Origin of the sequence: Sphingobacterium sp. UBA2480, from assembly GCF_002341965.1 — a bacterium.
Classification (GTDB): Bacteria; Bacteroidota; Bacteroidia; order Sphingobacteriales; family Sphingobacteriaceae; genus Sphingobacterium; species Sphingobacterium multivorum.
Genome location: NZ_DDPA01000008.1, coordinates 79,944 through 105,267 on the forward strand (window position 1 = coordinate 79,944; position 25,324 = coordinate 105,267).

Annotated in this window: 27 protein-coding genes; 6 read left to right on the forward strand and 21 right to left on the reverse strand. The window is 41.8% G+C overall.

Annotation, left to right across the window (positions count from 1 at the left end; translation table 11 throughout):
- Positions 1–325: 325 nt before the first annotated feature.
- From B3600_RS19160 to B3600_RS19180, 5 genes are all read right to left on the reverse strand, one after another.
- Positions 326–1,114: an HAEPLYID family protein gene (locus tag B3600_RS19160; protein WP_286754058.1), complete on the reverse strand. Its 789-nt coding sequence runs from the start codon at positions 1,112–1,114 to the stop codon at positions 326–328.
- Positions 1,115–1,153: 39 nt separating this feature from the next.
- Complete coding sequence (locus B3600_RS19165) at positions 1,154–2,332, reverse strand: aminopeptidase C (protein ID WP_286754059.1); 1,179 nt, start codon at positions 2,330–2,332, stop codon at positions 1,154–1,156.
- Positions 2,333–2,340: 8 nt separating this feature from the next.
- On the reverse strand, positions 2,341–3,468 hold the full coding sequence (locus B3600_RS19170; protein WP_286754060.1) for an acyltransferase family protein: 1,128 nt from the start codon (positions 3,466–3,468) through the stop codon (positions 2,341–2,343).
- A 185-nt stretch (positions 3,469–3,653) separates the two neighbouring features.
- Complete coding sequence (locus B3600_RS19175; protein WP_286754061.1) at positions 3,654–4,724, reverse strand: endonuclease/exonuclease/phosphatase family protein; 1,071 nt, start codon at positions 4,722–4,724, stop codon at positions 3,654–3,656.
- A gap of 86 nt (positions 4,725–4,810) precedes the next feature.
- Positions 4,811–5,896, reverse strand: coding sequence for a mechanosensitive ion channel family protein (locus tag B3600_RS19180; protein WP_286754062.1), 1,086 nt, complete (start codon positions 5,894–5,896; stop codon positions 4,811–4,813).
- Between the two features lie 323 nt (positions 5,897–6,219).
- Here B3600_RS19180 and gldL point away from each other — a divergent pair, with 323 nt between their 5' ends.
- Positions 6,220–7,032, forward strand: coding sequence for a gliding motility protein GldL (gene gldL, locus B3600_RS19185; protein WP_286754063.1), 813 nt, complete (start codon positions 6,220–6,222; stop codon positions 7,030–7,032).
- Positions 7,033–7,062: 30 nt separating this feature from the next.
- Positions 7,063–8,598: a gliding motility protein GldM gene (gene gldM / locus B3600_RS19190; protein WP_286754064.1), complete on the forward strand. Its 1,536-nt coding sequence runs from the start codon at positions 7,063–7,065 to the stop codon at positions 8,596–8,598.
- A 78-nt stretch (positions 8,599–8,676) separates the two neighbouring features.
- Here the strand turns inward: gldM and B3600_RS19195 are convergent, their stop codons facing one another.
- Genes B3600_RS19195 through B3600_RS19210 form a run of 4 tightly spaced genes read right to left on the reverse strand, consistent with a single transcriptional unit; the run spans position 8,677 to position 10,581 of the window.
- Positions 8,677–9,138 carry a hypothetical protein gene (locus B3600_RS19195; protein ID WP_286754065.1) on the reverse strand — a complete coding sequence of 154 codons (462 nt, stop codon included), beginning with the start codon at positions 9,136–9,138 and terminating at the stop codon, positions 8,677–8,679.
- Between the two features lie 12 nt (positions 9,139–9,150).
- Positions 9,151–9,705, reverse strand: a complete 555-nt coding sequence (locus B3600_RS19200; RefSeq protein WP_286754066.1) for a peptidoglycan-binding protein — start codon at positions 9,703–9,705, stop codon at positions 9,151–9,153.
- The gene (locus B3600_RS19205) at positions 9,624–10,010 is read right to left on the reverse strand and encodes a hypothetical protein (RefSeq protein WP_286754067.1); all 387 of its coding nucleotides are present in this window, start codon (positions 10,008–10,010) and stop codon (positions 9,624–9,626) included. The genes B3600_RS19200 and B3600_RS19205 overlap by 82 nt, the downstream gene beginning before the upstream one ends.
- 28 nt (positions 10,011–10,038) lie before the next feature.
- On the reverse strand, positions 10,039–10,581 hold the full coding sequence (locus B3600_RS19210; RefSeq protein ID WP_349676822.1) for a DUF6266 family protein: 543 nt from the start codon (positions 10,579–10,581) through the stop codon (positions 10,039–10,041).
- On the opposite strand from B3600_RS19210, the gene B3600_RS19215 reads away from it, so the two are divergent.
- A complete protein-coding gene (locus B3600_RS19215; protein ID WP_286754259.1) occupies positions 10,497–10,691 on the forward strand; it encodes a hypothetical protein in 195 nt (64 codons plus the stop codon). The two genes, B3600_RS19210 and B3600_RS19215, sit on opposite strands and share 85 nt — an antisense overlap.
- Here the strand turns inward: B3600_RS19215 and B3600_RS19220 are convergent.
- The 5 genes from B3600_RS19220 to B3600_RS19240 form a co-directional block, all read right to left on the reverse strand.
- Positions 10,664–11,308, reverse strand: coding sequence for a DUF6266 family protein (locus B3600_RS19220; protein ID WP_182983102.1), 645 nt, complete (start codon positions 11,306–11,308; stop codon positions 10,664–10,666). The genes B3600_RS19215 and B3600_RS19220 overlap by 28 nt on opposite strands.
- A gap of 371 nt (positions 11,309–11,679) precedes the next feature.
- Positions 11,680–11,985 (reverse strand): hypothetical protein, encoded by a 306-nt coding sequence (locus B3600_RS19225; RefSeq protein WP_286754068.1) that lies wholly within the window; start codon positions 11,983–11,985, stop codon positions 11,680–11,682.
- 30 nt (positions 11,986–12,015) lie between these two features.
- Positions 12,016–12,768 (reverse strand): LytR/AlgR family response regulator transcription factor, encoded by a 753-nt coding sequence (locus B3600_RS19230; RefSeq protein WP_286754069.1) that lies wholly within the window; start codon positions 12,766–12,768, stop codon positions 12,016–12,018.
- A gap of 27 nt (positions 12,769–12,795) precedes the next feature.
- Positions 12,796–13,854 (reverse strand): histidine kinase, encoded by a 1,059-nt coding sequence (locus B3600_RS19235; RefSeq protein WP_286754070.1) that lies wholly within the window; start codon positions 13,852–13,854, stop codon positions 12,796–12,798.
- A gap of 71 nt (positions 13,855–13,925) precedes the next feature.
- Positions 13,926–14,846 carry a hypothetical protein gene (locus B3600_RS19240; RefSeq protein ID WP_286754071.1) on the reverse strand — a complete coding sequence of 307 codons (921 nt, stop codon included), beginning with the start codon at positions 14,844–14,846 and terminating at the stop codon, positions 13,926–13,928.
- Positions 14,847–15,361: 515 nt separating this feature from the next.
- Here B3600_RS19240 and B3600_RS19245 point away from each other — a divergent pair.
- Complete coding sequence (locus B3600_RS19245; RefSeq protein WP_286754072.1) at positions 15,362–15,985, forward strand: hypothetical protein; 624 nt, start codon at positions 15,362–15,364, stop codon at positions 15,983–15,985.
- Between the two features lie 108 nt (positions 15,986–16,093).
- Entirely contained in the window at positions 16,094–16,483 is a 390-nt protein-coding gene (locus tag B3600_RS19250; protein ID WP_286754073.1) for a hypothetical protein, read from the forward strand.
- Between the two features lie 43 nt (positions 16,484–16,526).
- On the opposite strand, the gene B3600_RS19255 is transcribed toward B3600_RS19250, so the two are convergent.
- From B3600_RS19255 to B3600_RS19270, 4 genes are read right to left on the reverse strand one after another with little or no spacing between them, the layout of a single operon-like run.
- Entirely contained in the window at positions 16,527–17,882 is a 1,356-nt protein-coding gene (locus B3600_RS19255) for a RagB/SusD family nutrient uptake outer membrane protein (protein WP_286754074.1), read from the reverse strand.
- Between the two features lie 16 nt (positions 17,883–17,898).
- The gene (locus B3600_RS19260; RefSeq protein ID WP_286754075.1) at positions 17,899–21,054 is read right to left on the reverse strand and encodes a SusC/RagA family TonB-linked outer membrane protein; all 3,156 of its coding nucleotides are present in this window, start codon (positions 21,052–21,054) and stop codon (positions 17,899–17,901) included.
- 43 nt (positions 21,055–21,097) lie between these two features.
- Positions 21,098–21,721 carry a TlpA family protein disulfide reductase gene (locus B3600_RS19265; protein ID WP_286754076.1) on the reverse strand — a complete coding sequence of 208 codons (624 nt, stop codon included), beginning with the start codon at positions 21,719–21,721 and terminating at the stop codon, positions 21,098–21,100.
- 4 nt (positions 21,722–21,725) lie between these two features.
- Entirely contained in the window at positions 21,726–22,103 is a 378-nt protein-coding gene (locus B3600_RS19270; protein ID WP_286754077.1) for a hypothetical protein, read from the reverse strand.
- Between the two features lie 617 nt (positions 22,104–22,720).
- On the opposite strand from B3600_RS19270, the gene B3600_RS19275 reads away from it, so the two are divergent.
- Complete coding sequence (locus B3600_RS19275; RefSeq protein ID WP_205400162.1) at positions 22,721–22,993, forward strand: hypothetical protein; 273 nt, start codon at positions 22,721–22,723, stop codon at positions 22,991–22,993.
- A 146-nt stretch (positions 22,994–23,139) separates the two neighbouring features.
- Here B3600_RS19275 and B3600_RS19280 read toward each other — a convergent pair whose 3' ends face one another.
- The 3 genes from B3600_RS19280 to B3600_RS19290 form a co-directional block, all read right to left on the reverse strand.
- On the reverse strand, positions 23,140–24,060 hold the full coding sequence (locus B3600_RS19280) for a hypothetical protein (RefSeq protein ID WP_286754078.1): 921 nt from the start codon (positions 24,058–24,060) through the stop codon (positions 23,140–23,142).
- Positions 24,061–24,816: 756 nt separating this feature from the next.
- Positions 24,817–24,996, reverse strand: coding sequence for a hypothetical protein (locus B3600_RS19285; RefSeq protein WP_286754079.1), 180 nt, complete (start codon positions 24,994–24,996; stop codon positions 24,817–24,819).
- A 16-nt stretch (positions 24,997–25,012) separates the two neighbouring features.
- Complete coding sequence (locus B3600_RS19290) at positions 25,013–25,183, reverse strand: hypothetical protein (RefSeq protein WP_286754080.1); 171 nt, start codon at positions 25,181–25,183, stop codon at positions 25,013–25,015.
- Between the last annotated feature and the right edge of the window lie 141 nt (positions 25,184–25,324).

The following is a 25,324-nucleotide window of genomic DNA, read 5'->3' on the forward strand; positions in this document are numbered from 1 at the left end:
TTTTACCGAGAAAATTCCATATTAATTTTTTACTTTTGGCTCGTCAAGTCATTTTTTTTGCGTTCGACTTGATAATATTAATGGATATAATGGGGCGAAGGCGTTCGCCCCATTTATTTTTATTGACGACTTATGAGCATATTTTAGCTGTATAATTTGCCCTCCTCCCAACAAACTCTTCAATCAAAATTCCAGTTTAACCCTTAATGTTATCACCAAAATAAACGGAACAGAAAAGAAAGAAGCGGACAAGAATTTCCATATTCAAAAGGAGTAAACACGTCTGATCTAACTGTTCTAAAGATATACGGCTATGCTTTATATCCTATAATTGATAGATCAGCCTCCAAAAGCCACTAAGCACTTTTTCTTTGCCACTAACTGGCAAGCCCACAGCCATACCAACGGCTATTTTGTTGCTCAGTCCTAGCTTAATTTGGGGATGCAATGTCGTCTGTATCCCATCCGAAGAAATTTCCTGATTGACCTCAATACCGATAAAGTGATCTGTCTGCGGTATGGTATAATGAAATGAGGTATTCATCTGCCATGTCATATCCATACCCGATGAACCATAACGATAGGCGAATTCTGGCCCCGTATAAATCAATGCATGCCAATTGCTATACCAGTTTTTGGCGGCTATAAAAAATGGATTAAACACGGTACCACCATCCACAAAATCAAAGATCTGTGTATACCCAACAGCCAAGGTTGTTGCATTTTTTTTAGAAACATAAAAGGAATACTGCGACGATAGACGCAACCTTTCCAATTGATTACTGGATGACACATTGGCCATGCGGCTTTTTGAATATGCAAAATCTGTCTCCGCTTCCAGTCCTAATCGATCTATAGGTGCAAATTCATATTCCATAAGGTAGCCAAATTCATCAGCCGAATGCGTTCTTTTAATATCAGCGCCGATATTAAATTCCTTCTCCCCTTTACGCGCACCAAGATCCCGGACAAGATCATTATATAAAGGTTCGGCATGATGCACTTTATCGGGCAGGTATTTATTTTCTTGGGCGAGAGCGACAACCGAAGAAGTTATTGCACCTATAAATAAACATGCACGCAGGCATTGAGAAGTAAGTTTAGTGTTTTCCATAGTACAAACTTCCGTCTGAAATATGGAAAGAATTGGGAATCAGGAAAGGCCTAGCTTCAATCTAAAATCGGGGCTCAACGCTGCTTTATGCAAAATTAATGTCAGGGTTTTAAAACGGACAAATTCTTTGGACACATACAGATATCCACGATATTCATTGGATTTCCCCCAAGAATTTTTAACGCGATAATATTCCTTTCCCTGCTGATCTTTTGCAAGCCCAACAATGTGCATCGCATGGTCATCGGTTGTTTCCCAATTGTCAAAGGCTGCTTGCCTTTCCGCTGCCGACACCTTTTTTTCCCGTTGAGGTTTAACGAACATGGCATCCTTTTCCTTAGCCGTCATCTGATCAATCGATTTTTCGGGAACATAGGCAATACCATAGTTCCAGGAAAATCCAGGATCTGAGATATCGGTTGTCCAGGCCACAGTAAAACCCTTTTCTAATGCCTGATCAATAACAGTGGTCAGATCCTCCATCTGTACGTTATAAAACCGGTCGAAGGACCAGTTGTCGGGCACCAATAACACAAATGGCTTGTAATAGGATTGGTCAGTTACCGAAGCTAAACCCACATAATCATCTGGATTTATCCCAATAAACTGATCCGCAAATGTGCGAGGGGTATACATCTTACCTTCATAATTGAATTGAGCCGGCAACTCCCCTAAGTAGGCATCCATTGTCGCGATATATGCCCGCTCCCAATTTGATGTCAGTCGTTTGTTTTTGACCAATACCTTAAGCATGGTATTCAGAGCCGGCGTCAGTTCGCGAAAATCATTGTAAGTTGCCTTGCCGCGGAGTCCCGAATACGCCGACCTGGGCATTGCACCATATTTACGGTAGGTATTCAATACATCGTGCAACTGCCCACCTTCTTTCATTGACAGCCCGCCATGCAGCCGCACAAAGGTACGGGCCTTCTCCAGATAGGCCTGGCGTGCCGTATATATCTGTGAAATCTCAATTGGTTTTTTGCCCATTCGAATCATTTCAGATTCCAGGAAAGAATTGCCCGTATAGGACCAGCAGGTATTTGAGGCGCCCTGATTTTTGACCGAAGTGCAACCCAAATTGATCAGGTCTGTAAAATCAAACTCAGATTTAATTCGCTTCTGCAGGCTTTTGTTGTAGAATTTTAGTCCATATCTCACCAACAGTGAGAGACAGACCAATATCAACAAACCAATAATCCACTTATATTTTTTCATAAAATCCATTATCGTCCTCCACAAATGATAGCTGTAAATTTGGGCAAAAAGGAACGCATGATGCTGTAGCCTAGCAATCCGAATATTATAATAACCGCAGGACAAGCAAAATATAAAAATACCAAGGCTACATCGGAATGTGGCCGCACTAATGTAAATAAGAATTTGATCACGAATACCAAGGGTAAACGATGATACGCAAAAACGAAAAAACTACCATTCGTCCAAAAGGGACCTATTCGCCATTTTTCTTTTTCAATAAAATGCGCGGACAATGCCACAGCGAACACAAGACCCGCCATAATTCCAGCACAATACAGATAGCTCCACCAGTTGATACCTAAGAAATGAAATTGGGCAATCACCAAAAACAGATACAGTACTCCTGATTGATACAGTAATGGTCTCATTATTCCAACAAAATTCTTTTTATTGATACTGAAATAGGCTCCCGCAGCAAAGAAAAAGAACGACACGGTGCTTAGTCCCGGCTGGTAAAAATAAGGGTTGATGACCCAGACTATACCTAAGAGTATAACGGCATAAACTTTTAGCTTTTTAATGAGGAAATAAAGCAAGGGGGATGTGAGCACCACCACCATCAGATCACGTATAAACCAAAATGGAGAATTGACGGGAAGCGTCTTTTCAACATGCGGGTTAATATGCGATGTATCCCAAAAAGACCAGATCCAATCCATCAAACTATAATCTGTTACTAATTTATTTCTTCCCGACATCAGGCTTCCCGAAAGAAAGGTCTGTGCGAGAAAAAAGAAGAGGAGCACCACAATATTCCAAAAGATATAAGGGATGAACAACGAACGGAAACGTCCTTTTAATTTTTTCACGTAAACTTTAAATGAAAAATTTTCCGTTTTGTAAAAGAACAAAAAGCCAGAAATTAAAAAAAAGAGCGGTACGCAGACCTCGAATATGACCTTTGAGAATAGAAAAAAAACGTGTGTGAAAATGGGATAGTTAGCCAAATTGATGCTTTTAACGCCTTTAATAACTACATCAGAGAAATCGGTATGGATAAATACCACGCCAACAATTAGTGGGAAACGCAGAAAATCGATGGTCTTGGACAACAGCTGTTCATCCGCCTGTTTACTATGATATTCTTTATCCATTCTTAGATTTAGAGAAAATGATTAGTGCCTGTTAATTTACATATTTCTGTCGATATTATTGAACAGTTATTTAAATATAAACACATTAAAATTACTGATTAATAACCACTTGATCCAAATCCCTATTGAACAGTTTTTACACAAAAGACACCTTATTTTAATAGTCAAAAGCTGACTCCTGCCTATTAATTCCGATTGTCACTTTCTTCCTCTTTTCCATCAGCAATCATTTCATTGACTTCAGTCATATCACCTTCCTCCAGGTGCTCAATATCCTCCGCCTGCTCTTCGGAGTAGCGGTCGATAAAAAAGGTACAGCCCATTGGAAAATGATCCGATCCAACAGAAGGATAAATAAACAATTTATCGATAAATACGGTCGGGCTATGAAACAACAGGTCCAAAGGGACTCTGAAAAACCAATAATTGGCATGAAAGGTGGAAAGAATACCCCGACCAATACGTGCATCGATCAATTTGCTGGTTTTTTTGAACAAGAGCGAAGATTTGGCCCAAGCGACATTATTAAAATCCCCTGTAACAACCACGGGCATTTTATAATCCCGAACCCGCTTGGCCACACTGAGCAGATCGCCATCTCTTTCTTTTGAAGTTTCCTCCTCGGTCGGACTCGGCGGTGGTGGATGTACGGCAAAAAAGATAAAACGATGTCCATCGGCGGTTTCCAGTTCGGCTTCAATACTCGGAATATCATCCGCCACAAAATAATGCACCTGACATTTGTTGATCTTGAGATTGGTATAAAAATGCATACCATAGGTATTGTCCAAGGTTACTTTCTCAAAATTAGGATAATCACTTTCCAGCACATGTAAGGCTTTTTCCCATGCCGCATCGCTTTCCATGGTCAAAAAAATTTGCGGCTTTTCTTTCTGAATCAGGTCAATGAAGCGGTTATACGCCGTATTGAATTGCAGCACATTACAGGAGATCACTTTAATACTATCCGATGCATCTTTGCCCTTTTCATATTTTTCACGACGCCAAAATTTGGTGTAGCGTATCAATATATAGGCATGGTATACGATCAGCGCCAACTGTACTACCTGCAACCACCATATCCATGAGTCTTCCCCCACAAGATAAAAACCCATCGCCAATGCGGGCACCTGAAATACCAGCAGCTGCAGCTTGACAAATTCGGCGACCCGAAAGATCCAATGTTGGCTCTGGATGAAAGGTAATACACTCAGTAGAATTAATATTCCCGAGAATACAACGTAGAAAATCAACATATCGCTAACGCTAACATTTTAAACAAACTTAAATAAATTACACTTATTTTTCAACAGATTATCATTTCTCGATCGCTACTTAGCCATTACAGCCCCTTTTGCGTACTCTCCTGATAATCTACCCGTGTTCTGGCTAATGCATGCGGGAAATTTGTGTGGATATAGGCAATCATCTGTTCACGGATAAAACAGCGTAGATCAAAAGCCTGGCCTGAATTGCGGCAGCTCATTAGACACCGGATCTCCATGGTACGTTCTTTAAAATCGGTCACCTGAAGCACATTGACTTTACCATCCCAAAGCGGATGCCCGGTGAGTAAGGCCGTCAGTTTCTCACGTAGTAGCCCTACGGGTACGGTAAAATCTGTATAGATAAATACAGTTCCTAAGATCTCTGAAGTTGTGCGTGTCCAATTTTGAAATGGTTTTTCAATAAAATAGGTAATGGGTAATACTAAACGCCTTTTGTCCCAGATATTAACGACGACGTAGGTCAAGTTGATTTCCTCCACACGGCCCCATTCCCCTTCGACCACCAGGACGTCGTCCATGCGAATGGGCTGCGTAAAAGCGATCTGAAAACCAGCAAGCAAATTTCCAAGAGACTTCTGCGCAGCAAAACCGATAATGATACCGCCAACTCCCACACCGGTAAGTAGGCCAGCGCCAATTTTTTGCATGCTGTCAAAGCTTAACAGGATAATCGCCAAAGAAATTACGATGATGAGGGTGACCACTACTTTTCGAATAAAGACAATTTGTGTCCTGATCTTGCGTTCCCGCAGATTATTTTCCTTATTGATATCAAAACGATGGTAGAGATAATCTTCAAAAACCTTGATCCCTTGTATCAGCGCAACCGCAAAGAAACTGACGAGCAAAAGCTCGTTGGTTTTGCTGACCACGCGGAGTGTCCGTTCGTTAAATTGGGCAAAGGGCAGCAGACTATTGAAAACAATCAATGGTATAAAAATACTTAGCACACGGTTAAAACGTCTTACAAAAGAACGAAATAAACTATAAGACTCCTGCTGAATGGCCTGTCTGCGCAAAAGTGGTATAAAAATCAGTTTGATCAGAAAACCTATTAAAAATGAAAAGAGGATTAATGCAATATTCCAGAGCCAAGCGGGCCAGGTCTGTGAAAGTTGAATTAATGTTTCGTTCATCATATTGTTCTTTATTTGTGTTTATGACTTATATCGTATTAAAGTATAACTGCTAAGAAGGCCTAACGTTTGTTTTATTTTGAGAAAGATCGATTGGAAAGAACGAATTTTGACTGCTGTGGACTACCGTTTTTTTAGAATTTGCAGGAAACGCAAACCTCTTTTGGTATGTTTTTTGAGTCTACAGAGCCAATTGCAGACAACTAATTAAATATGTGATTTATCAGATGTATACTATAGAAACAACATTGACCGTTTATTAAAACGGATATAGATGAGCGCATAAGCTTTCCAAGAAAATTAAACCAAAACATAATAGATTAACAATGAGCAAGAAAAAAGACAATTCTAGATGGCTGAATGTGGCCATATCCTGGGGAGCGAGTATCGTCATCATCGGGGTACTATTTAAGATTCTACATATCGGTGGCACCACAGCCAACTATATGATCGGAATCGGTTTAGGTGTAGAAGCCTTCCTTTTCTTTTTAATGGGTTTCAATCCACCTGCACCAGAACCGGACTGGACCCGCGTTTATCCCGAATTGGATGACAATTTTAATGGCGAGCTTCCACAAAGAGGAAAAACGGTTGTTGCCCAGCCGGCAGGGCCATCGGCAACTGCAGTTTTAGATAAAATGTTCGCCGATGCCAACATTGAACCGGCAAGCATTGAAAATCTAGGTCGTGGCTTACGTGATTTCAGTGAAAAGGTATCAGCTATCAATAAACTATCTGATGTTTCATTAGCAACAGAGGAATTTACGAATAAGCTCAGAACAGCAACTTCCAAATTTGACAACCTGAGTCTCGCTTTCGAAAAAGCTTCCCAAAACCTAGTCGCCATGTCGAACACCTCAGGTGATACATCCAACTACCACGAGCAGGTAAAAAGTCTGACGACCAATCTAAGTCAATTAAATGCGATGTATGAACGTGAGTTACGCGATTCGGCATCACATTTACAATCGATGAACAAGTTTTATGAGAACCTGAGCTTTACCATGCAGAACTTCAACGAATCGCTGGATGATTCGAAAGCCTTTAAAGATGAAGTGGGCAAGCTTGCGAAAAACCTCAATGCCTTGAATGCCATCTATGGCAACATGTTGAGCGCGATGAATCAACCGCGTGTGTAATTAATTCTTGTATTACTTAAATCAAAAACAATGGCATTAGGAAGAGAAACTCCAAGACAAAGGATGATTGGCATCCTCTATCTGGTCTTGCTCGCCTTATTGGCGCTCAATGTACCGGATTCCATCTTGGATGCATTCAAAAATATCAACAACAGTCTCGAAACATCCAAGTCGAATGTCAGCACGGCCGTTCAGCAGCTATTCACCGCATTCGAAAACACCAAATTAAAGGAAGAGCCCGCACGTGCCAAGCCCATTTATGACAAGGCTAAAAAAGCACAGGCTATTATAGGGGAACTCAATCAATATATCGCTTCCTTAAAAGAAGAGTTCGTTAAACAAGGTGGTGGCTACGATGAAGAAAAGGGCGATCTTGCTCAACGTGAAAACGAGGACATCTCCCCCAATCTGATGATCAACGAGAAGAAGGGGACTCTCTTAAAAGACAAGATCAATACCACGCGTACCAAACTACTGGCCCTACTGACACCTGAAGAACAAAAAATGGTTTCGTTCTCTTTGGAGGCGAAAGATCCGGAGAAGGCTGTCAATGGCAAAAAGTCTTGGGAAGAGATCAATTTTGGCAGTGGTACCCCTTTGACCGCAGCCATGACGATTTTGACCAAAATACAGACCGACGCACAAAACGCCGAGTCTGATGTGGTTAAGCTTATTTTAGGTAAAATGGATCAAGCTGTCGTGAACCTGGACAAATTTGCGGCAGTTGCTGTAGCTCCGACTTCTTACTTGGTACAAGGTCAACCTTACAAAGCCGAGGTATTTCTAACGGCATCCGATTCCAAATCTGAACCGGCCATTTCGGTGAATGGATCATCGCTTCAGGTGGTGGATGGAAAAGGTGTTTATTCGGTCAATACCAGTCGTGAAGGTATCTATACCTGGACAGGTGTGATCAAAGTAAAACAGACAGACGGATCGTATAAAGAATACCGTACCCCTGTACAGACTTATCAGGTTGCGCGTCCTTCGGCAGTGGTATCACCAGACAAAATGAATGTACTGTATATTGGTGTAAACAACCCGATATCGGTATCAGCTCCCGGTACATCTACCGATAAAATCCGTGTAAGCATGAGTGGCGGTAGTATTTCCAGTGCTGGTGGTGGTAAGTATAATGTGAAAGTAAGTTCTCCGGGTACTGCACATATTTCGGTTTCGGCTGAGGTCGCGCCAGGAAAAACACAAACCTTGAGTTCGACAGAATTCCGTGTGAAACGTATTCCGGACCCTATTGCCAAGTTTGCGGGTAAAACAGGAGGATCAATGGCTACCGTTGCACTTAAGGCACAAAATGCTCTTTTTGCAAAACTGGATAACTTTGACTTTGATGCTACTTTTAGAGTCACCAAATTTACGATGATCATTGCCAAGCCACGAGCTGATGCCATCGTATTATCGACATCTGGAGGACAGCTGAGTTCAGCCATGTCTTCAGCCCTTAATGGCATTGTCCCGGGCACACGTGTGATCTTCGACAATATCGTTGCTGTAGGTCCTGATGGAACCTCAAGACAGCTCAATGCAGTTGCTTTGACGGCAAATTAATGTAACCGACCTACATCTACTACATAACAAGCAAAAGCCCCTGCATAGAAACAGGGGCTTTTGTCAAAAATAGAAGGCCTACTTTCTTATCCTTTTCCAAACCAAATAGCTCAGCCCTACCAAAATACCCATCAGTACAACGAAGATCGAAATGGAGGTTAACCACTCCTTTTCCCACTCCACACGCGAATCCGAAACGCTTGCCGCCTCGCTGTTTGCCTGCCGCAACTGCCAATTCTCTTCGGCACGTTTTATGTTCGATTGATGGGTAAAAATTTTCCCGCGCTTAGCCCATATTCCACTATCCGGGTGAAACCAGAATGCACTATCCGTACTAAAATACCAATAGGAAGACAAACTATCCTGCTGCTTCTGATGAAATTGCAAATTCTGCTGCTCATATTGATTATGGATCTTAGTGGATTTCTCTTCCAGCTGTTTTTTTCCCCGGAAGACGCTACAGCCGGTGACTACAGCAACGCTTATCACCAAGAGACAAAACACTGGGCTCCCAGCAACTGAAATTGTGTATTTATTCATGACTCGCCCTCCTCAATCGATCCAGTCTGCGATAGCATAAATAGTAGCAAGTGGACGCCGCCGCGATTCTACCCGGTCATGGCTATTGCCTTCTACCGAGATCAATAATGGACCATGCAGCGCTTTAACCAGACCGACATGACGAATCCGTTTCAATTGGCTGCTATAGATCGCAAATAGATCAGCCTGCTTGACATATCCGTTATCGATTTGGCTTTGTGGACGACGACGTGCTTTCGGAAAGAGCGCAGGACTCCAGGCACTGCGCGGTATTGAAAGACCAGCCTGCCCATAACACCAGCAGGCAAATGCGGCACACCATTCATAACCATCATCTAAGCCTACATAGACCAGGTACTTAGAAATCTCTGGCCCCTTATTATCGCCTCCGATCTCCCTTACCCCAATTTCATTTGCTGCAATTTCATAGATCTGCTGCCTAAGCAGATTGGTGTTTCGTACACTAGCATTGCTATACGTTTCCTCTAAAACAGCATTTCCAGTAGCAGTAGAAATGCAAAGAGCAATAGAAAGAATACCGAGAAATAAAGAATAGATTGTTGCCATGAGTTCAATTGATTAAAATGGTAATAAATATCCTGTCTATAATATTTGAAGGGTCTCCATAGGTATTCCAGCAACCAGATGCAGCAACATATAAAGACCAGTCCGGCCATTAGCCCAAAATAAAGCAGGGACAGTACCCCCAGATCGAGCGCAGCTGATGCCGGGTCGAAAAATTGTAATATACTCCCAACAAATAGGAAAATAATTACCAGAAATATACTTGCCATACCGAGCAGATACTTGGGCTCAATCGGCAGTTTTTGTGTTAGACCATACCATGGTCCTTTCATTTCTAAACTGTTCATAGAGATATAATTTAATGATAAAAACGAGTTATACCTTACCTACATATTGACTGCGCGAATAGCGGTTTCGATTCCGGTCGCGCACCAAGATAAAGACATCGAGACCGACATTTTGCATGTAATCAGGAAGTTGGAGCATTAATCCTGATTCCGAGCGCCTTACTAGCGTCTCATTACGGATCGCAACCCCGGCTATCGGATCATAAACCACTAATAGCAACTCGTCATCGTGGTTCAAGGCTGTAATCTCACCACCGTCAAAACTCAGCCGCAAGGCATTATTTTCCAGCGTAATATTTTCGACGCTTACGTCCTGCACGGGGCCATCGGATAGCATGATAAGAGCCGGATCAACATATAGCTCAGGATACTCACCCTTGACAGCATATTTTACAGCATGCGCCATCGCTAGATTGCGTGCAGACAGTTGCTTTGCCTTTTCGCGCTGTACACGCTGCGCAAACCCATCCTTAATAATTGATGCCAATGGCAGCAGATATTGGCTCGCCAGGTAAAACTTCTGCTGCGTCAGCAGCATCCCAATTGTCTTATTTTGTTTTCTTTTTTTCATCTGAAACTGTACTAACGATAACGTTCAAATTTCCTTTCCAAAATCTGCCAGGGGCAAATGATCCCCTGGCAATTGATCCAGCTTATGCGAGCATTATTTCACCGAGATAACTGCTTCTACTGATTTTGGTCTTTGTCCGATCGGACATAAAATACCAGATATGCACAGCATCACCCAGCAGATGCTCAGGTACCCCAAATGTGACCTCTCCGTCTTGCCTTTTCGCCACGGTCGGCGAAGTCATGAATTCATCTTTCACCGGATGATAACAGATTAAATAAAATAGATCGTCACCCTTTGTTTCGTAGACATCATTATTAGCCGTCGACCAGACCACTGTTAGGGCATCTGCATCGAACCCCGCTTCTACTGTTCCACCACCGCCATAGATTCCATCGGCAATTCTGATCTTGCTATAATCCAAATTTAGTGCAGGATAAACACCCTGAATAGCCAGTTCCTGATTCAGCTGAAAAGCATAGTTAAGTGGCGTGATACGGTCTGCCTTCTTCTGGCCAAAACCGATTTTTAGAAAATTATTGATTGGCAGCAGAAAGCGCATCAGTGTCTTAAATCTTGCCTGCACGATGAGCTGCGCCTCCGTATAAGGTTTGTTGCTCTTTTTAGCGAGTCCTCTGATGTAGTTGATGCTCTTCCAGCTGGCACCGATCACTGAGCCGGCCTTACCACTAAAGCCCCCGTTTGCTCCGTTTACTATTGTTCCCATTTTTAAAAATTTTAAGGATTAAAAAATAAATCGCCAAGATTTTTATACCGGTATTTTTGCTTGACAGAACAAACATAAGGCATTCATAAACAGAAAAATACAGGACAGAGCAGATTGTCCGACGCTTGTCCGAAGGTTGCCTACTAATTGTCCGACGACCGCCAGTATCCATCGCCAAAGCCGCTGCACAGACCATCGACAGGGCTGCTTATGACCTGCGTCTGAGGTTAACCTATCAGCTACCGGCGGAGCCCCTAGTTCCCACCTAGTTTAGTAGGTAAACACTAGGTCTAAACTAGGTGCAGACTAGGGATATCAGCGAACAAAGGCTATGGAAGGAGTGAATAAAGGCATAAGCAGGTACGAGGCGCCTAGCCATTTAAGTAACGTTTGAGCCGGAGCACGTCATCAAGCTTAAAATACTTTTTGCCTCCTTTTTCGCGCTGGTACACCCGAATAAGGCCTAAGTTTTGATACCGCAGCAACGTACGGTCCGATACGCCTATGGTGTCTTTGACAAATGCTGTATCACGAAGTTCGACAGTGGTATCCGCTGTCTGAAAGCTATCCTGAATTACTCTTTTTAATATTTGTATTTCTGTAAAAAGTATATGTAAAGCCTGCAAGAGATGCGCATCTGTCTTGCGGCCGATATTGTTAAACGAATCTTTTCTCATATTTTTAATTGTTTATAATGACAAATATGCTTATCCACCAAGGATATTGGAGTTAATGAAGCCAAAGAAGTCTGCATACAGTTTCTTATCACCTACAGGAAGTGTTTTTTTCGTCCCTTCGGTCATCAAGACACCGCCGACTCCATAGCTGTAAAAAAAATTGATATTAATTACAATACTCTGATGGCATTGCTTAAACCACTTAACCGGCAGTCCCCCCAGTACTTCCCGCATGGTACTGCTGCAGCTAAGTGTTTTACCCCCGATCATGTGAAATTTAACCTGGCCATTGGCACTTTCGACATACACGAGTTCTTTCATACGGACCTCCGTACGCTGATAACGCACCGGCCCTTTGATCATAAAATAATAGGTATAATTTTCCAGTGAATCATGATCAGATAGTGGGATCAATTTAGCGAGCGCTTCATCCACTCGGCGCAGTGCCGCATAGAAACGACTTTTAGACACGTCTTTGAGCAGCACATCAACTACACCGAGATCATATCCAGGATCTTCGTATTGGCGGTGTGCCGTATAAAGTATCGTTTTTAGATTTGAGCTAGGCAAGGTTCTTAAAAAATCGAAAGCGTTAATCCTTCCAAGCTCCACGTCGAGGATCATAAAGTCCACTTTGTTGGCACGCAGAAAAATCCGGGCTTCCTGTGGATCACTAAATGTTTTGGCAATCTGCACATAGCCAATCTCTTCGACCATCTCAAGCAGATGGTCGATATGCGACTTTTGGTCATCAATGATGATTCCTATCCATATTCTATTCATATTTTCCGTCATTTTTTGTTCCTTTAATTAGTTGTAGCGCTGCACGCATAACGTGAGTTCATAATGCTCATCGTCCTGCTTTTCTTCCATCGAAAAGTCAGTTCCAAAGAGGTAATCCATGCGTGTTCGTACATTCCGAAGTCCCACATCGTGACTTGGTAGGATTTGAGGACCACATCGTTTTCTATTTCTAACAGTGATCCGATAACCGGCATGGCCGACAAGGATGTCGATTCGGGCTGGCTGATCCTTATCCCACAAGTCCGCATGCTTAAATAAGTTACCAGCGAGCGTCTGCAATACTGTTGGTGCAATACTAAATCGCATCAGGTTACCCGAGCAGGAAAGTTTTATGTAAAAAGGATTTGGTTCGACTTTCTCCTGTATGGACAGATACTGCTTCAGTGCTGTCACTTCATCCGCTAATAAAATATGGGTTGCCCCCTCCACGTGATGAGCCTCCATATAGAATTTCATTAAGCGATAAATTTCCGAAAGCTGCATACCCAATTCAACATCATAAGGGTCTACCTTATTTTTTAAATGGCTAAAGATATTCGCCATCATATGCGGATGCACCTGCGCAGATAAGGTTGTATATTGAAAGGATTTCATCGTTGATTCTGCGGCGAGACGTGCATTTACAGCTTCAAGTTTATCATTTGATTCGCGAAGCTTACTCTTATAGTAATAATAGCCCACCGCCATGACCGTATAATTACTGTGCATGACGAGAAAGGTCTGGATATACTTCGCCCAGCTAAAAGCGTGTTTATTTATGACATACCTATTATTTATAATCTCCAGTCCAAATCTTCCATATAATTCATAGTACACGATCAGGGCGGAGAGTAAATAAAAGCCTATCATCAACACTATAGTTCCCAGTATATGCCCCCGATCGTAAACATACTTCAAGATCAGATACAACGCATAGAAGATAATCGCACAATAAAACACGGTGATGAAGGAAGCTCCCAGATTCAGTCTGGAATTGCCCAGTGCATTTACCACGAAAAAATAAAAACTATATCCTATCCAGAAACAGCAGTGCAACAACCACTTTCCTTTAAAGAACCTATTCATATTATTGGTTTATATTGATAACCTAAAGATAATTATAACATCATGTTTAAACAAGTATCTAGATCAGTTTTTCAAAAAATAGTTCCAGGCAAGCGATAACTCAGGTAAGTAAACTTATCAAGCAGCAGCTGTTTCTCTTTCATGCTAAATGAAATTATACGATTAGTTGCCGACCAGGTTGCTACATCCGAGCTTGGTGACATGATTTTGTGCAGGTAAAACCAGGCTTCCCAAGCCTCCGGATATTCCAATAGGATCTCTTCAAAATCCTGATAGATGATGCGGCTAAAATAGTCCGCAAACTGCCCCGCGCTTGGAAACCAGTTTTTATACCAATGACTCAATGCACAAATTGTAATGGGCTCATTTTCTGCCCTTATTTTGGCAATCAAAACGGTTATATTTTTTTGAAGCAAAAAAGCCATATGTAGAATCCCATGCTTTATTTTAATGCTGCCATTTAGAAAAGGGATTTCGCTTAATTTTTGCGCCTGGAAATCTTTTGCGGCACTTACCCCGCCATCAAGGTAGCAGAATATGTGATAACCAAGATCCATCTGCTGCCGTAACTTAAAGAAAAGATAAGGATCCTCGGCTTCCAGAAATACAACTTGTTTTTGCCAACGATCACCGAGCAAAGTTGCGTAATGCTGTGACTGCTGCAACATAACATCTTTAGCCACAGGAATACAAAGTTTATAGCCGCGCTGAACCAGAAAGGCAGGAACAGCCCGATAGTAGCCAAAATGAAAACTTAGGATAAATTGAGCACGCTCAGGTAAAATCAAATTGGTTTCGTCTTTGAACTGAAATTTAGTGGCATCCGTTTCTGCCTGCCGTCTTGAGAAATTGATCGCCGCACGGTGTAGATTTTGCTGGATATCGAGCTGATAGATACCCAAAAGATGCTGCACATTGGCCGAGAAAAAAACAAAGTCCCGCCAGTCCTTTTCGGTATAAGCCTGCATTGCGGCTCTCCAAGTAAATTGCATATAAAATATTTTAGGGTTAATATTGGGAATATGCTATGCCTCAGGATAAGGCACAGCATATTCAGTTATCATCATGCTCTTAAGGGAAAACGATGTTGCATTTCCCTCCATCGTCCTCTTCATCAATACCTAACATTAGGTCAGTGATGGTCAGAGGATGTGGATTGTATAGTCCAAATTGGGCCAATAGTGTTGTTATTTCCACGCTGTATCTCGTAAAAAATAAACCATAGGCTGTTCTCGCAACAGCTTGACGGCTTCAGGCACTGAAGACTGTGGATCGATCGGGAGTAAAAATTCAACTAATAATTGGAGAGTCAAAGGACATCGCCTTCATCTACCATTTGGTTCCTAAACTTTCCATTTTGCAGATAATTTCGGGGGCAAAAGGGGTTTTTCTAGAGGCAAAAGGCTTTATAGGGGTAGTTTCGTCAATGATTTTCAATCGTCGTAGTTTTGTTAGTTCAACATATATTACTGACAGTAAGCCAGATAAACCAAAAAAATAAGTTATTATGTCAATTAAGCATAATCCCAAGGCGGGATTCAAACTACTATTCGATTTTTGGGGGAAATACCACACGATAGATCATTTTCACTATCAGTGGGTAAAGGACAACCTCAAAGTCAAGATAGTCAAACGAGGCGAGCAACTCAGTCCAGCTGACCGTCATTTGGAGATGACCTATTTTGTCGCGAAAGGCCTCCTGGCGCGGGTCGAAGAGAGCACTGAAACCGGCAAGCGCAGGATTATGAGCCTGGCTATTCCAAACATGGCTTTGATGACGACCAATCACCTCTATACACATCATCTACACAGCGGGCATATAGTGGCACTCCGTTCGGGAATTATTATTGCGATTCCACACCATGTGCTACGACAGTTTCAGGAACAGGAAAAATCCATCGATACATTGATTGACGTATTGGGCAATAAAAAGAAAAGGCAGCTGGTTCTGCTTAGGCAGGCCACCTTGGGCTACTCACCTTTTGACCGCTACCTCAACTTTGCCAGGCTGTTGCCCGAAATCAAAGCTGCGACCACTCAAATTGAGCAGGCAGATCTGCTCGGCATCTCGCGCCACACGGTACAGCAGGCCCAATACTTCTTGCTGACGGGAAAATATGCTCAAAAATAGCTCCTATGGTACAGGCCTATATCAGACTTATTTTGCATGCAACTTTGTATCAGGAGCCAGCGAAATTGCTGACTTTGATAAACATTTTATAAACTAAACTTTAAGCTTATGCTTACAAAAAGAAACAGCTGGCTACGCGCCGGTGCATTAACCGTATTAGGATTGGGTCTCGCTTATGGAGCCCAAAGTTTCACCGAAAAGGAAGAGGTGAAAATTGAGAAAACAGTATCAAGATCACTTGATGATCAGACTTGGTACAATAATGAGCTGGTCAATTCAGATCCAACCAATCCAGCGAATTATGCGTTGACACCTAAATTTGAGTGTGGTGATGATGACCAGGAGATCTGTTCCATCAAAGCACCAGACAACGGTTCGGGTCAGCCCGATATGTCGCATCAAGTATCACCCGGCGTGACAGTTGAGGATCAGATTGAAGATGCAGTATCCAGTTCTAACACCAACACTACTGTGCAAGCATTTCGCTCCAACCAGTAGACAAAAAAGCAGGCTTCCCTCATCGGAAGTCTGCTTCCGTTTCTTACCTCGGATTTTGTTCAATATTACTTTGACTAATCACTTCGGCGGGAATGGGATATAGGTAACGGGCATCGTTAGCCGGTAGCTCATATCGTTTTGTCTCTCCATTAGTTATAACCTCCCGTACTAAATTTACGGCATGATTGGGTTCGAGGTTTAATCGCTTCAGATCCGACCACCTTACACCCCGAAATAACATTTCCTTACGTCGCTCATTTAGGATCAAGCGCAATAAATCTTCCGGATCAGATAATTTCAATGCGGCAAATGAGCCCTTTCGGATCCGATTTTCCAACAGTTTATTGATATCGACCAAGGCCGCCTCAGTAGCTCCTAAACGGGCATTGCATTCTGCCCGGATCAGAAAAAGCTCATCGTTGGCAAAACCCGCAAAATAAGTAGCCGAACGTCCAGAGTAATAACCTTTGAAAGCATATTCTGTTGCATTCACGGATCTAAAATAAATGAGTTTGCGGAGATCATTAGCATCAAATAGGTTATATACTGCCATAGGTATTCTGGCCCGACTACTGTTCAGTGCAGCGCTTCCTGAAATAGTCGAGCCATAGTAGATCATCTCAACGTTTTTAGGCGTGATGGGGTAATTGAGCTTAGCATCGATGGTATTAAAATCCATCAAATCTGCATTTATTCTCAGGCATTCATTGGCATAATACCGTGCTTGCTCATAGTCTCCAATACTCAGATATATTCTTGCCAATGCTGCATACGCTGCTCGTTTGCCCGGTCTATTGATCTCAGCGGCCTGATCCCTCAAATATGGGATTGCCCCTTTGATATCATCAATAATCTGTCTGTAGGTGTCATGTACGGTAGCACGTGTAACAGGCACATTAAAATCAGAAGTCAACCGTATCGGCAGCCCAAAAGGGCTATCCGCAGCCTTATCATAGAGCGGGCAATATAGCTGAGCCGCATAGAAGTGTGCCAGCCCCCGGACAAATAGGGCTTCGCCCTCAATGTCCTTATTTTTGATCGGTTGCAGACGATCCACCCCCTCCAGCACGATATTGGCGATCATAATGGTATTATAACATGCTCTCCAATAGGCGACATCCGTTGTAATCATCTCCTTGTCCCATCGATAAGCCTCCTGAAAACTGGCCAGCATATTGCTGTAGGTATCATTGTTCAGGTAATAATCATCTGTTCCCAATTCAATCAGTCCTGGATAATAGAGATTGATCTGAGACTCAAAGTCCAAAAGTGCTCTTAAGTCCTCTTCCTTGTCGGGAGTAGCCGCAGACAACTGCGGCTTTTCGTCCAAAAATTTAGTACAGGACTGGCAGAAAAGGCTCCATAGGAAGATGCCTATCCAAATCATATTTTTCATCATAATTTCTTCCTTTCTTTTAAAAATGAATTGATAACCCCAAGCTGTAATTTCGAGCAGGAGGCATATTGTTAAAATCGGGGTCTATGCCCCATTTGTTGGCTTTCCATAGCAGCGCTACATTGTTGGCCGAAGCATAAATCTGTACGGGAAACTTACGCATGAGCAGCCATTGATATTGCAAACGAATATCCTGTAAGCGTATAATATCCCCCTTACCAATATTGGCTTCCGAGTAAGCATAGAAATCATCGCGGTTTGAATTGGCCGGATAAGTCATCGATGGAACGGTTGTTTGCGATTCATCTCCCGGATGCTGCCACCGTTTGGCATAATCTCCATGGGTGCGCCAACCATTGAAAAGATCAAGGTACCGGATGGTTTCCTTCTGGAAGAAGTGGCCAAACTTGTAGGCGATATTGACACTCAAGAGCCAGGATTTCCAGCTGAAAGTCTGGTTGAACGATCCGTAATATGGCGGGATTCCAGGACCGTGGTACACCAGATTTTGGATGGAGTCTGCCAATATTTTAGTATAATCCTTAGAGATAGCGCCTTGCAGCGATCCCTGCGGATCGCCATTTTCAGGATCAAGACCCATAAAGCGGTAAGAGAATACAGGATAGAGTGCCTTACCTTCGACTGGAGAAATACTTTGCCCCGCATAAGAGGTAAAAGTCAAAGCACGCCAGGTACCGCCATAATATTTGTCCACTTTATCCTTATTGATTGTAAACAGCACCTTCGCATTCCATTTAAAGCTGCCATCCAATATTTTTGCATTGAGATCAATATCAAAACCCCTCCCCGAAGCAATAGCCACATTCCTTCGCACGGTACTAAAACCATAAGTCGGGTCGATGGGATCCGAGGCGAAAAGGTCTGTCGACTTTTTAAAATATGCATCGGCGGAAAGTACAATCCGATTATTGAACAAGGTAGCGTCCAACGCTACATTAAACATGCGGACATCTTCCCAACGGAGCGATGGATTGGGCAGCAAGGAGACGATGGCACGTGGAAAAGTGCTGACATCCGTATTTAGTCCCGACATATAACTGATAATAGGCAAACTGGTTGTCATACCACCCGAATTACCACTATGTCCTAATGTAGACCGCAGCTTCAAGCTATTAACCATTTTACTCTTCGGGAAGAAAGCTTCATCCGACAGCTTCCATGCCAGGCCGGACGACCACAGTGGATTCCATTTGTTGTTGGCATTTACGCCGAACAAGTTAGAGGCATCTTTCCGGCCGCTCACCGAAAAGATATACCTTCCCCGATGGGTATAGGAAGCGTTCCCAAATAGCGATACATATCGACGCATTCTTTTATCAAACCCGTTTGTATAGGGAATACGGCTCAATCCGCTCAGACCATTATAGATCGGATAGGCACTTATCGGATCTATCAGTTGGCTATTGTACAGATCTTCATCAAAACCATAGGTTGTAAACTGGCTGCTTTCTTCCGTACGTGCCGACACTTCAGAGCCCCCAAAGAAATTCAGTTCATGCAGGTTACTCCATTTTTTCGCAAAATTGAGCTGCACTCGTCCCTTATGGCTGGTGAAATTATTGTTCCCATTGGTCAGTATCCCTCCCAGCGGTACAATGCGTTTTACCGTCCCATTATCGATCTGCGTAAAACGGTTGATCAGATCACGCGTAAAGAAAGACTCCTGTCCGCGTAAGGTCCGATTCGCCCCCAATTGCCCTTCAAAACCATATTGGCCGGTAATCTCCAGACTATTCCACAGTTTGACCGACAGCTTAAGCCCTGCATTCCAATAATTGGTATTGTTATTGGCTTTGGAAACACCAAATTCATTCAAAGGCCGGTAAAACCAGTCCAGCAGTCCCTCATTGCGCGTAGCTACAGACTCCATATACCTAAAATTATATTGTGATGGAATCGCCAGCGGATTTCCGGCATCATCCATCAACTGTGCGTAAGGATATAGATTTGTCCTACCTCCGCCGACACCTATCGGATAATCAATGAGGTCCGGATTATAACTATTCTTCATATTGGAATAAAGCAGGTTGCTCTCCAGCCTAAAGCGTTTCCAGAAATTCAGCTGATAAGTTCCATTGATCACCAGCCGCTGATTACTACTTTCCCTTTTGCTGAGCGCATTTCTATCGTAGCCGATCCCTACCCGGTAACCACTCTGTTCAGCACGACCAGACAGTGCAATATTATTTTGGCTTAAGACACCATTGCGATAGAGGTATCGGAGCAGGTCTTTTCGATAATCCTGTGTCTTATATTTTTCGATACGCGCATCCATCTCCTCTTGTGTGACCAGTCCTTTGGAAAGATCATACAGGACGTCTACAACTGGAGAAACAATACCCCTATTCGAATTAGTACCGTTTAATATGGTATTGTAAAATCCTTTATCAAAAAGCATTTTTTCCACATCGATAAACTCTGCCGAAGACATTTTAGGTAAATACATCAGGTCAGGTTTTGCGGTTATGGTCAGATTAGACGAAAAGTCCACCGCTGTTCCCTCCTGTTTATTGCGATTTTTGAGTTTGATCACGATAACACCATTTCCGGCCCGTGCCCCCCAGACCGATGTCGCTGCAGCATCCTTAAGTAGCGTAACGCTCTCCACATCATTCGGATTAATCGCGTTGATATCACCCTCAAAAGGCAGATCATTGACAACAATTAGTGGTCCCATGAGCGCACTGGAAAGCGTATTGATACCCCGGATATTGATCTGATTGGTACCATCGCGCCGATCCATCTGCAAGGCCGAAAAATTCCCCTCCAAGCGGTCCAGAATGTTGGCCGATGACAGTCTCTGCGTTATGATCTTATCATCTACCTGTGCAAAAGCCCCTGTAGCCCGATCTTTGGGAATGCGCTGATAGCCTGTTTCGACCATCACCTCCTCAAGCTGATTTGTTTTCTTGGTAAGAACGATCCAAAAGTTCCTATTTTTAGATTCAGCAAGCGCCAGTACGCGCGTTTCATACCCCATGTAGCTGACAGATAGCCGTTCACTAAGATCAGTCGCCGAAACGTGAAACTTTCCTTCGCCATCTGTCCTGGTTTGCGTTTTCGTTTTTAACAGCGTAATGCTTGCGCCGGCAATTGGGTGGGCTGACTCATCTACTACTATTCCAGTATAGTTGTGCTGCGCTCTTAATTCCATCTGCATGAAGCATAATGTAATGAACAGCGCGTAAATTAACCATCTATTCATAATTACCTTGCCCCCTCAACAAGTCAATTACATTATCAATCTGTTCTTTATTTACGAATGTATGACCTGTAATTGCCAGCACGGTACCACGTGGCGAGATCCATACATATCTCGGAATTGAAGCATGAGGGAACAAGCGTATCAAGTATTCATCATCATACACAGTAGGGAGCGAGCTTCCTCCTATCCGAGATAAGGTTTCGATGTAGGTCTTTTTAATTTTTTGGAGATCATCCCGGCGATGTTTCGTATTGACAAGGACCATAGCCAGCGTATCTGTATAATGTTGGCTCAGTTTCTCCCCTTTGGGCATTTGGGTTAGACACATCCCGCACCATGAGGCCCAGAAGTCCAAGATGACCAGCTTACCTTTCAAATGTTTTAGATCTGTAGTGATAGCCTTGTCATTCGTGAAAACTTTATACTGTCGGGTATAGAAATCTTCGGGAACTCGATCGCCTACATTGATAGCTTCTACTACAGGAAGCCCATCCGCCCCGCTGTCCTTGCGGGGCGTCTGAGCAGATAAACTAAACATAGAAACCAAACACAGCAGTATCGCTAATGCTCGTTTGCTCTTAAAAGCCTTGTGTAAATTATATAGTATTGTTTTCATCATCTTAAGGTTTTGGTTGGTTAATGGATTGAAAAAAATCGTTGATTTTTTTGGTCAACTGTATTTCCTCCAGATTGGCTTCCAATGTTGACAGTTTTACTTGGCTTGTATCTAAATGACGGCTATGCGTCAGGAAATACGCCATCAAAGCACGCAGGATATCGGCTAAGAAGAGCGTTTGCTGTACAGCTTCTAATTTGCTTTCGGAGGCTGTCCCAAGTGTTTTACATTTCAAATCAAATGCGTAGAGGTACTCGCGTATGGTGGATAGCGGATAATTACCCCAAAAGCTTTCGATACATTCCAATGGATTGTAACTGTCTTCATGGATCTCGTAGAATGGCCTGTCAAGATGCAGGAGATCTTCATAAATGGCTTTCATGTGTTTAGTTTTTAGCTGTGACCATAGCGCATAGCTCTCCCTATCCAACCGAAATCAGCTTTTTGCGGGAATCTAAGATTGCTTAGATCAGGTAAACAATAATTTAATTAAGGAGCTAGATCGCATTTGAATGGTTAATCACAAAGGTTATATATTGGCGTGATGCAATCCATAGCAGTGTAGGGTCAAATTATATTTGACTTAGCTACCCGAGCTACTCGGGAGCGGTAATAAGATTTTTTGTTGTCTGTTTTTTGTGGTTCATGCTCACGTTTATAATTGTGAGTCTTATTCGGGAAAAGGGCTATAGCAGGCCCTATCACCGTACAGCAAGGTTCCGACGCCTTTTAGAAACGGTTTACGATAGGGCCCATGACGCTATAGCTGTACAAATGTACAAATAAAGCTATCATAGGCATTATCCTATCGTCTCGTTCTAAATCAAATTGTCGGAATTTGCTGTCGAGACTCTTTAGTTTAATACCTTATTAATCTTGAATACTAGATCAAAGATAAAAATCAAAATTTAAAAAAACAAAATTATTATTTACGAATAATAAATAAAAAGATTCATTTAATGAATAAAAAGTAACATTTAATAACTAAATATTTTTAAAATGAATGCTTCAACTAAATCTAACAATACTGATCCTGATTTCCTTGCAATAAAATCCTTATTTGAATCGGGCATCATAAAATCCATGAAGTTATTAGAAAAACAAGGGCCTACTAAGATGGCCAAGGCTTTAGGCCTTCAATATAATTCATACCTTGATAAATTAGGCAATCCCCAAAAATTTACTTTTGCCCATATATTTAAGATGGCAGATCTATGTGATCTAGATCCTGATTTAATTTACAAAGTCATAAAGAATCAAGTTGATGTTTAAATTATGGCGATTTGGAAAGCTAAATTTGAAAGCAATATTAAACTAAATGGGGTTAAAAAATATATTGGGTCATCCTTAAAATAAAAAAGCCACTCCCTTCCAGAAATGGCTTAAAATAAATATCTATAAACTTTAAAAGTATTTGATTACAGCTTTTCGATTTCTTCGATAGAAAGACCGGTTCCTTTAGCAATATCAGCAATAGGTAAACCCATTTTCTTAAACTCTAGTGCAATGGCAATAGCTTCCTCGCGCTTACCTTCAATTTTACCTTCAATCTTACCTTTCTGAATTCCTTTTTTTTCAGCTTTATCTAATAAATATTCTTGAGTGCCCATAGTATCGCTCCTTCCTATTTTTGTTTTAATTTCTTCTTCAAATATACTCAAAACTTCCTCATTATCAAAACTTACGTAATAAGTTAAAAAATCATAGAGCCCTTGACGTGTACCCTTATCCATTTCTCTTTTCATCATCTCATCATAGAGATCATGTTTTATTTCTTTCAGTCCCTCATCGGTCACTTTCTTGTTTACTATCGCCAAAAGTGCGGTAAGGACAATCACAGAAAATGGATTCTCATTAGCACGCAATATCAACTCGTCCTGATCCAAGATCTTATAGCTATTAAAATCATAGCGCAATGATGTCCCCATAAATTGCTGGCTATAGACCATAGGATGATAGCCTTTATTTTCATCTGCCAGGATCGCAATCGCTGTAATTGGAACCTTGTAACGGTCCCATATTCTATAAAAATAACGAAACATGCGCTCAGCTAAATCGCCCCTGCCTTTGTTGCTCTGTATCTCTACATGGCAGAGGACAAACTGCTCGCTCCCATCTCGTAGAAAGACCTTCACAAGCTTGTCCACGTAACGGACTCCCTTTCCATTGCTTTCCGGGGGAAATAATTGCTCAAACTCTTTGTCAAGATAATCAAAGGGTCTACTCAAATCAAAAACAGCATCTGCTTCCGGAAAGATAAATCGTAAAAAATGCGAAAATGTTTGCTCTAAGATAGATTTCCATAAAGGATCGTCTACACGCCTTCTTCTTGGACTCATAATTATTTATCAACTGGTTAACAGTACAAAGATAGGAAACCGTCAAACAAAATACTAATTAAATTAGCATTTTGTTTGACGGTTTAATCCTAATATTGATGAAACCTGGAGCTTTTAGCAATATCTTATATGCTCTAGTAAAGGTTTCTAAAATCCTTTCCAGCCATCTCCCCTTACGGGAAAGGTGAGCATCCAATGATTACGTTAGAAGGGGGCATATAGAAACAAACCCAAATTTGAATATAAATTCGAATCTTTGATGTAGATATAAATAAAGGATATTAAAGATGAACTACAAAATATCATTCTCGGATATGGACCAATTGGCAGTTCAAGCAAACTCAAACAACAAAAAAAGTTATTTTTAACTTTTCAATTTCAGCAAACTGTTCCTATATCATTTTAGCTGGCCGAAATACACATTAGGAAAAGAATAGAAGTGTTACTACGCTCCAACTAATCAACTGCCAATAAGCATCTTACACTAAAAAACACTGATGTCCCCGACACAGATGTCGGAGACATCCCCCAACCAAATGATACAATAACTTGTTTTCCAATATTTTAACCGTATTTTTATATCCTAATATTGATTTCACATGATATCCGACTTAACAACAGCTAATCAAGAAGATAATGAGTCTTCATTAGAAGGGAATGAATTTTAAAAACCCCAATATAAATCAGAGCATTGAAAAAGCCACTCCCTTTCGGAAATGGCTCAAAATAAATATCTATAAACTTTAAAGTATTTGATTACAGTTTTTCGATTTCTTCGATAGAAAGACCGGTTCCTTTAGCAATATCAGCAATAGGTAAACCCATTTTCTTGAACTCCATTGCAATGGCAATAGCTTCTTCCCGCTTTCCTTTTTCAATGCCAGTCTTAAGACCTTTTTCCCGTTCCTGCTTTTTTATTGTTTCAATTACTCCCATTTCAAAATTACAGCTTTTATACTCCTTTGAAATACTTTTCAACCTCAGGCTTGGCCAAACTGAGCTTTTGGCAAATTTCAGCAATAGTAAAACCTAACTCCCTAAGCATTTCAATCTTACCTTCAATCTTACCTTTCTGAACCCCTTTTTCTCGTTCCTGTCTTTTTATTGTTTCGATAACTCCCATTTCAATTGTGCCTCCTGTCACTTGATAAATGTACTTGTCAAATTTACTATTTATTTCTTTATCCCGTAAAAACAGCTATTGTCTCTACTGGAACTCGATATCGGTCCAATAGACGATAATGGTACTGAAATATCCGATGTG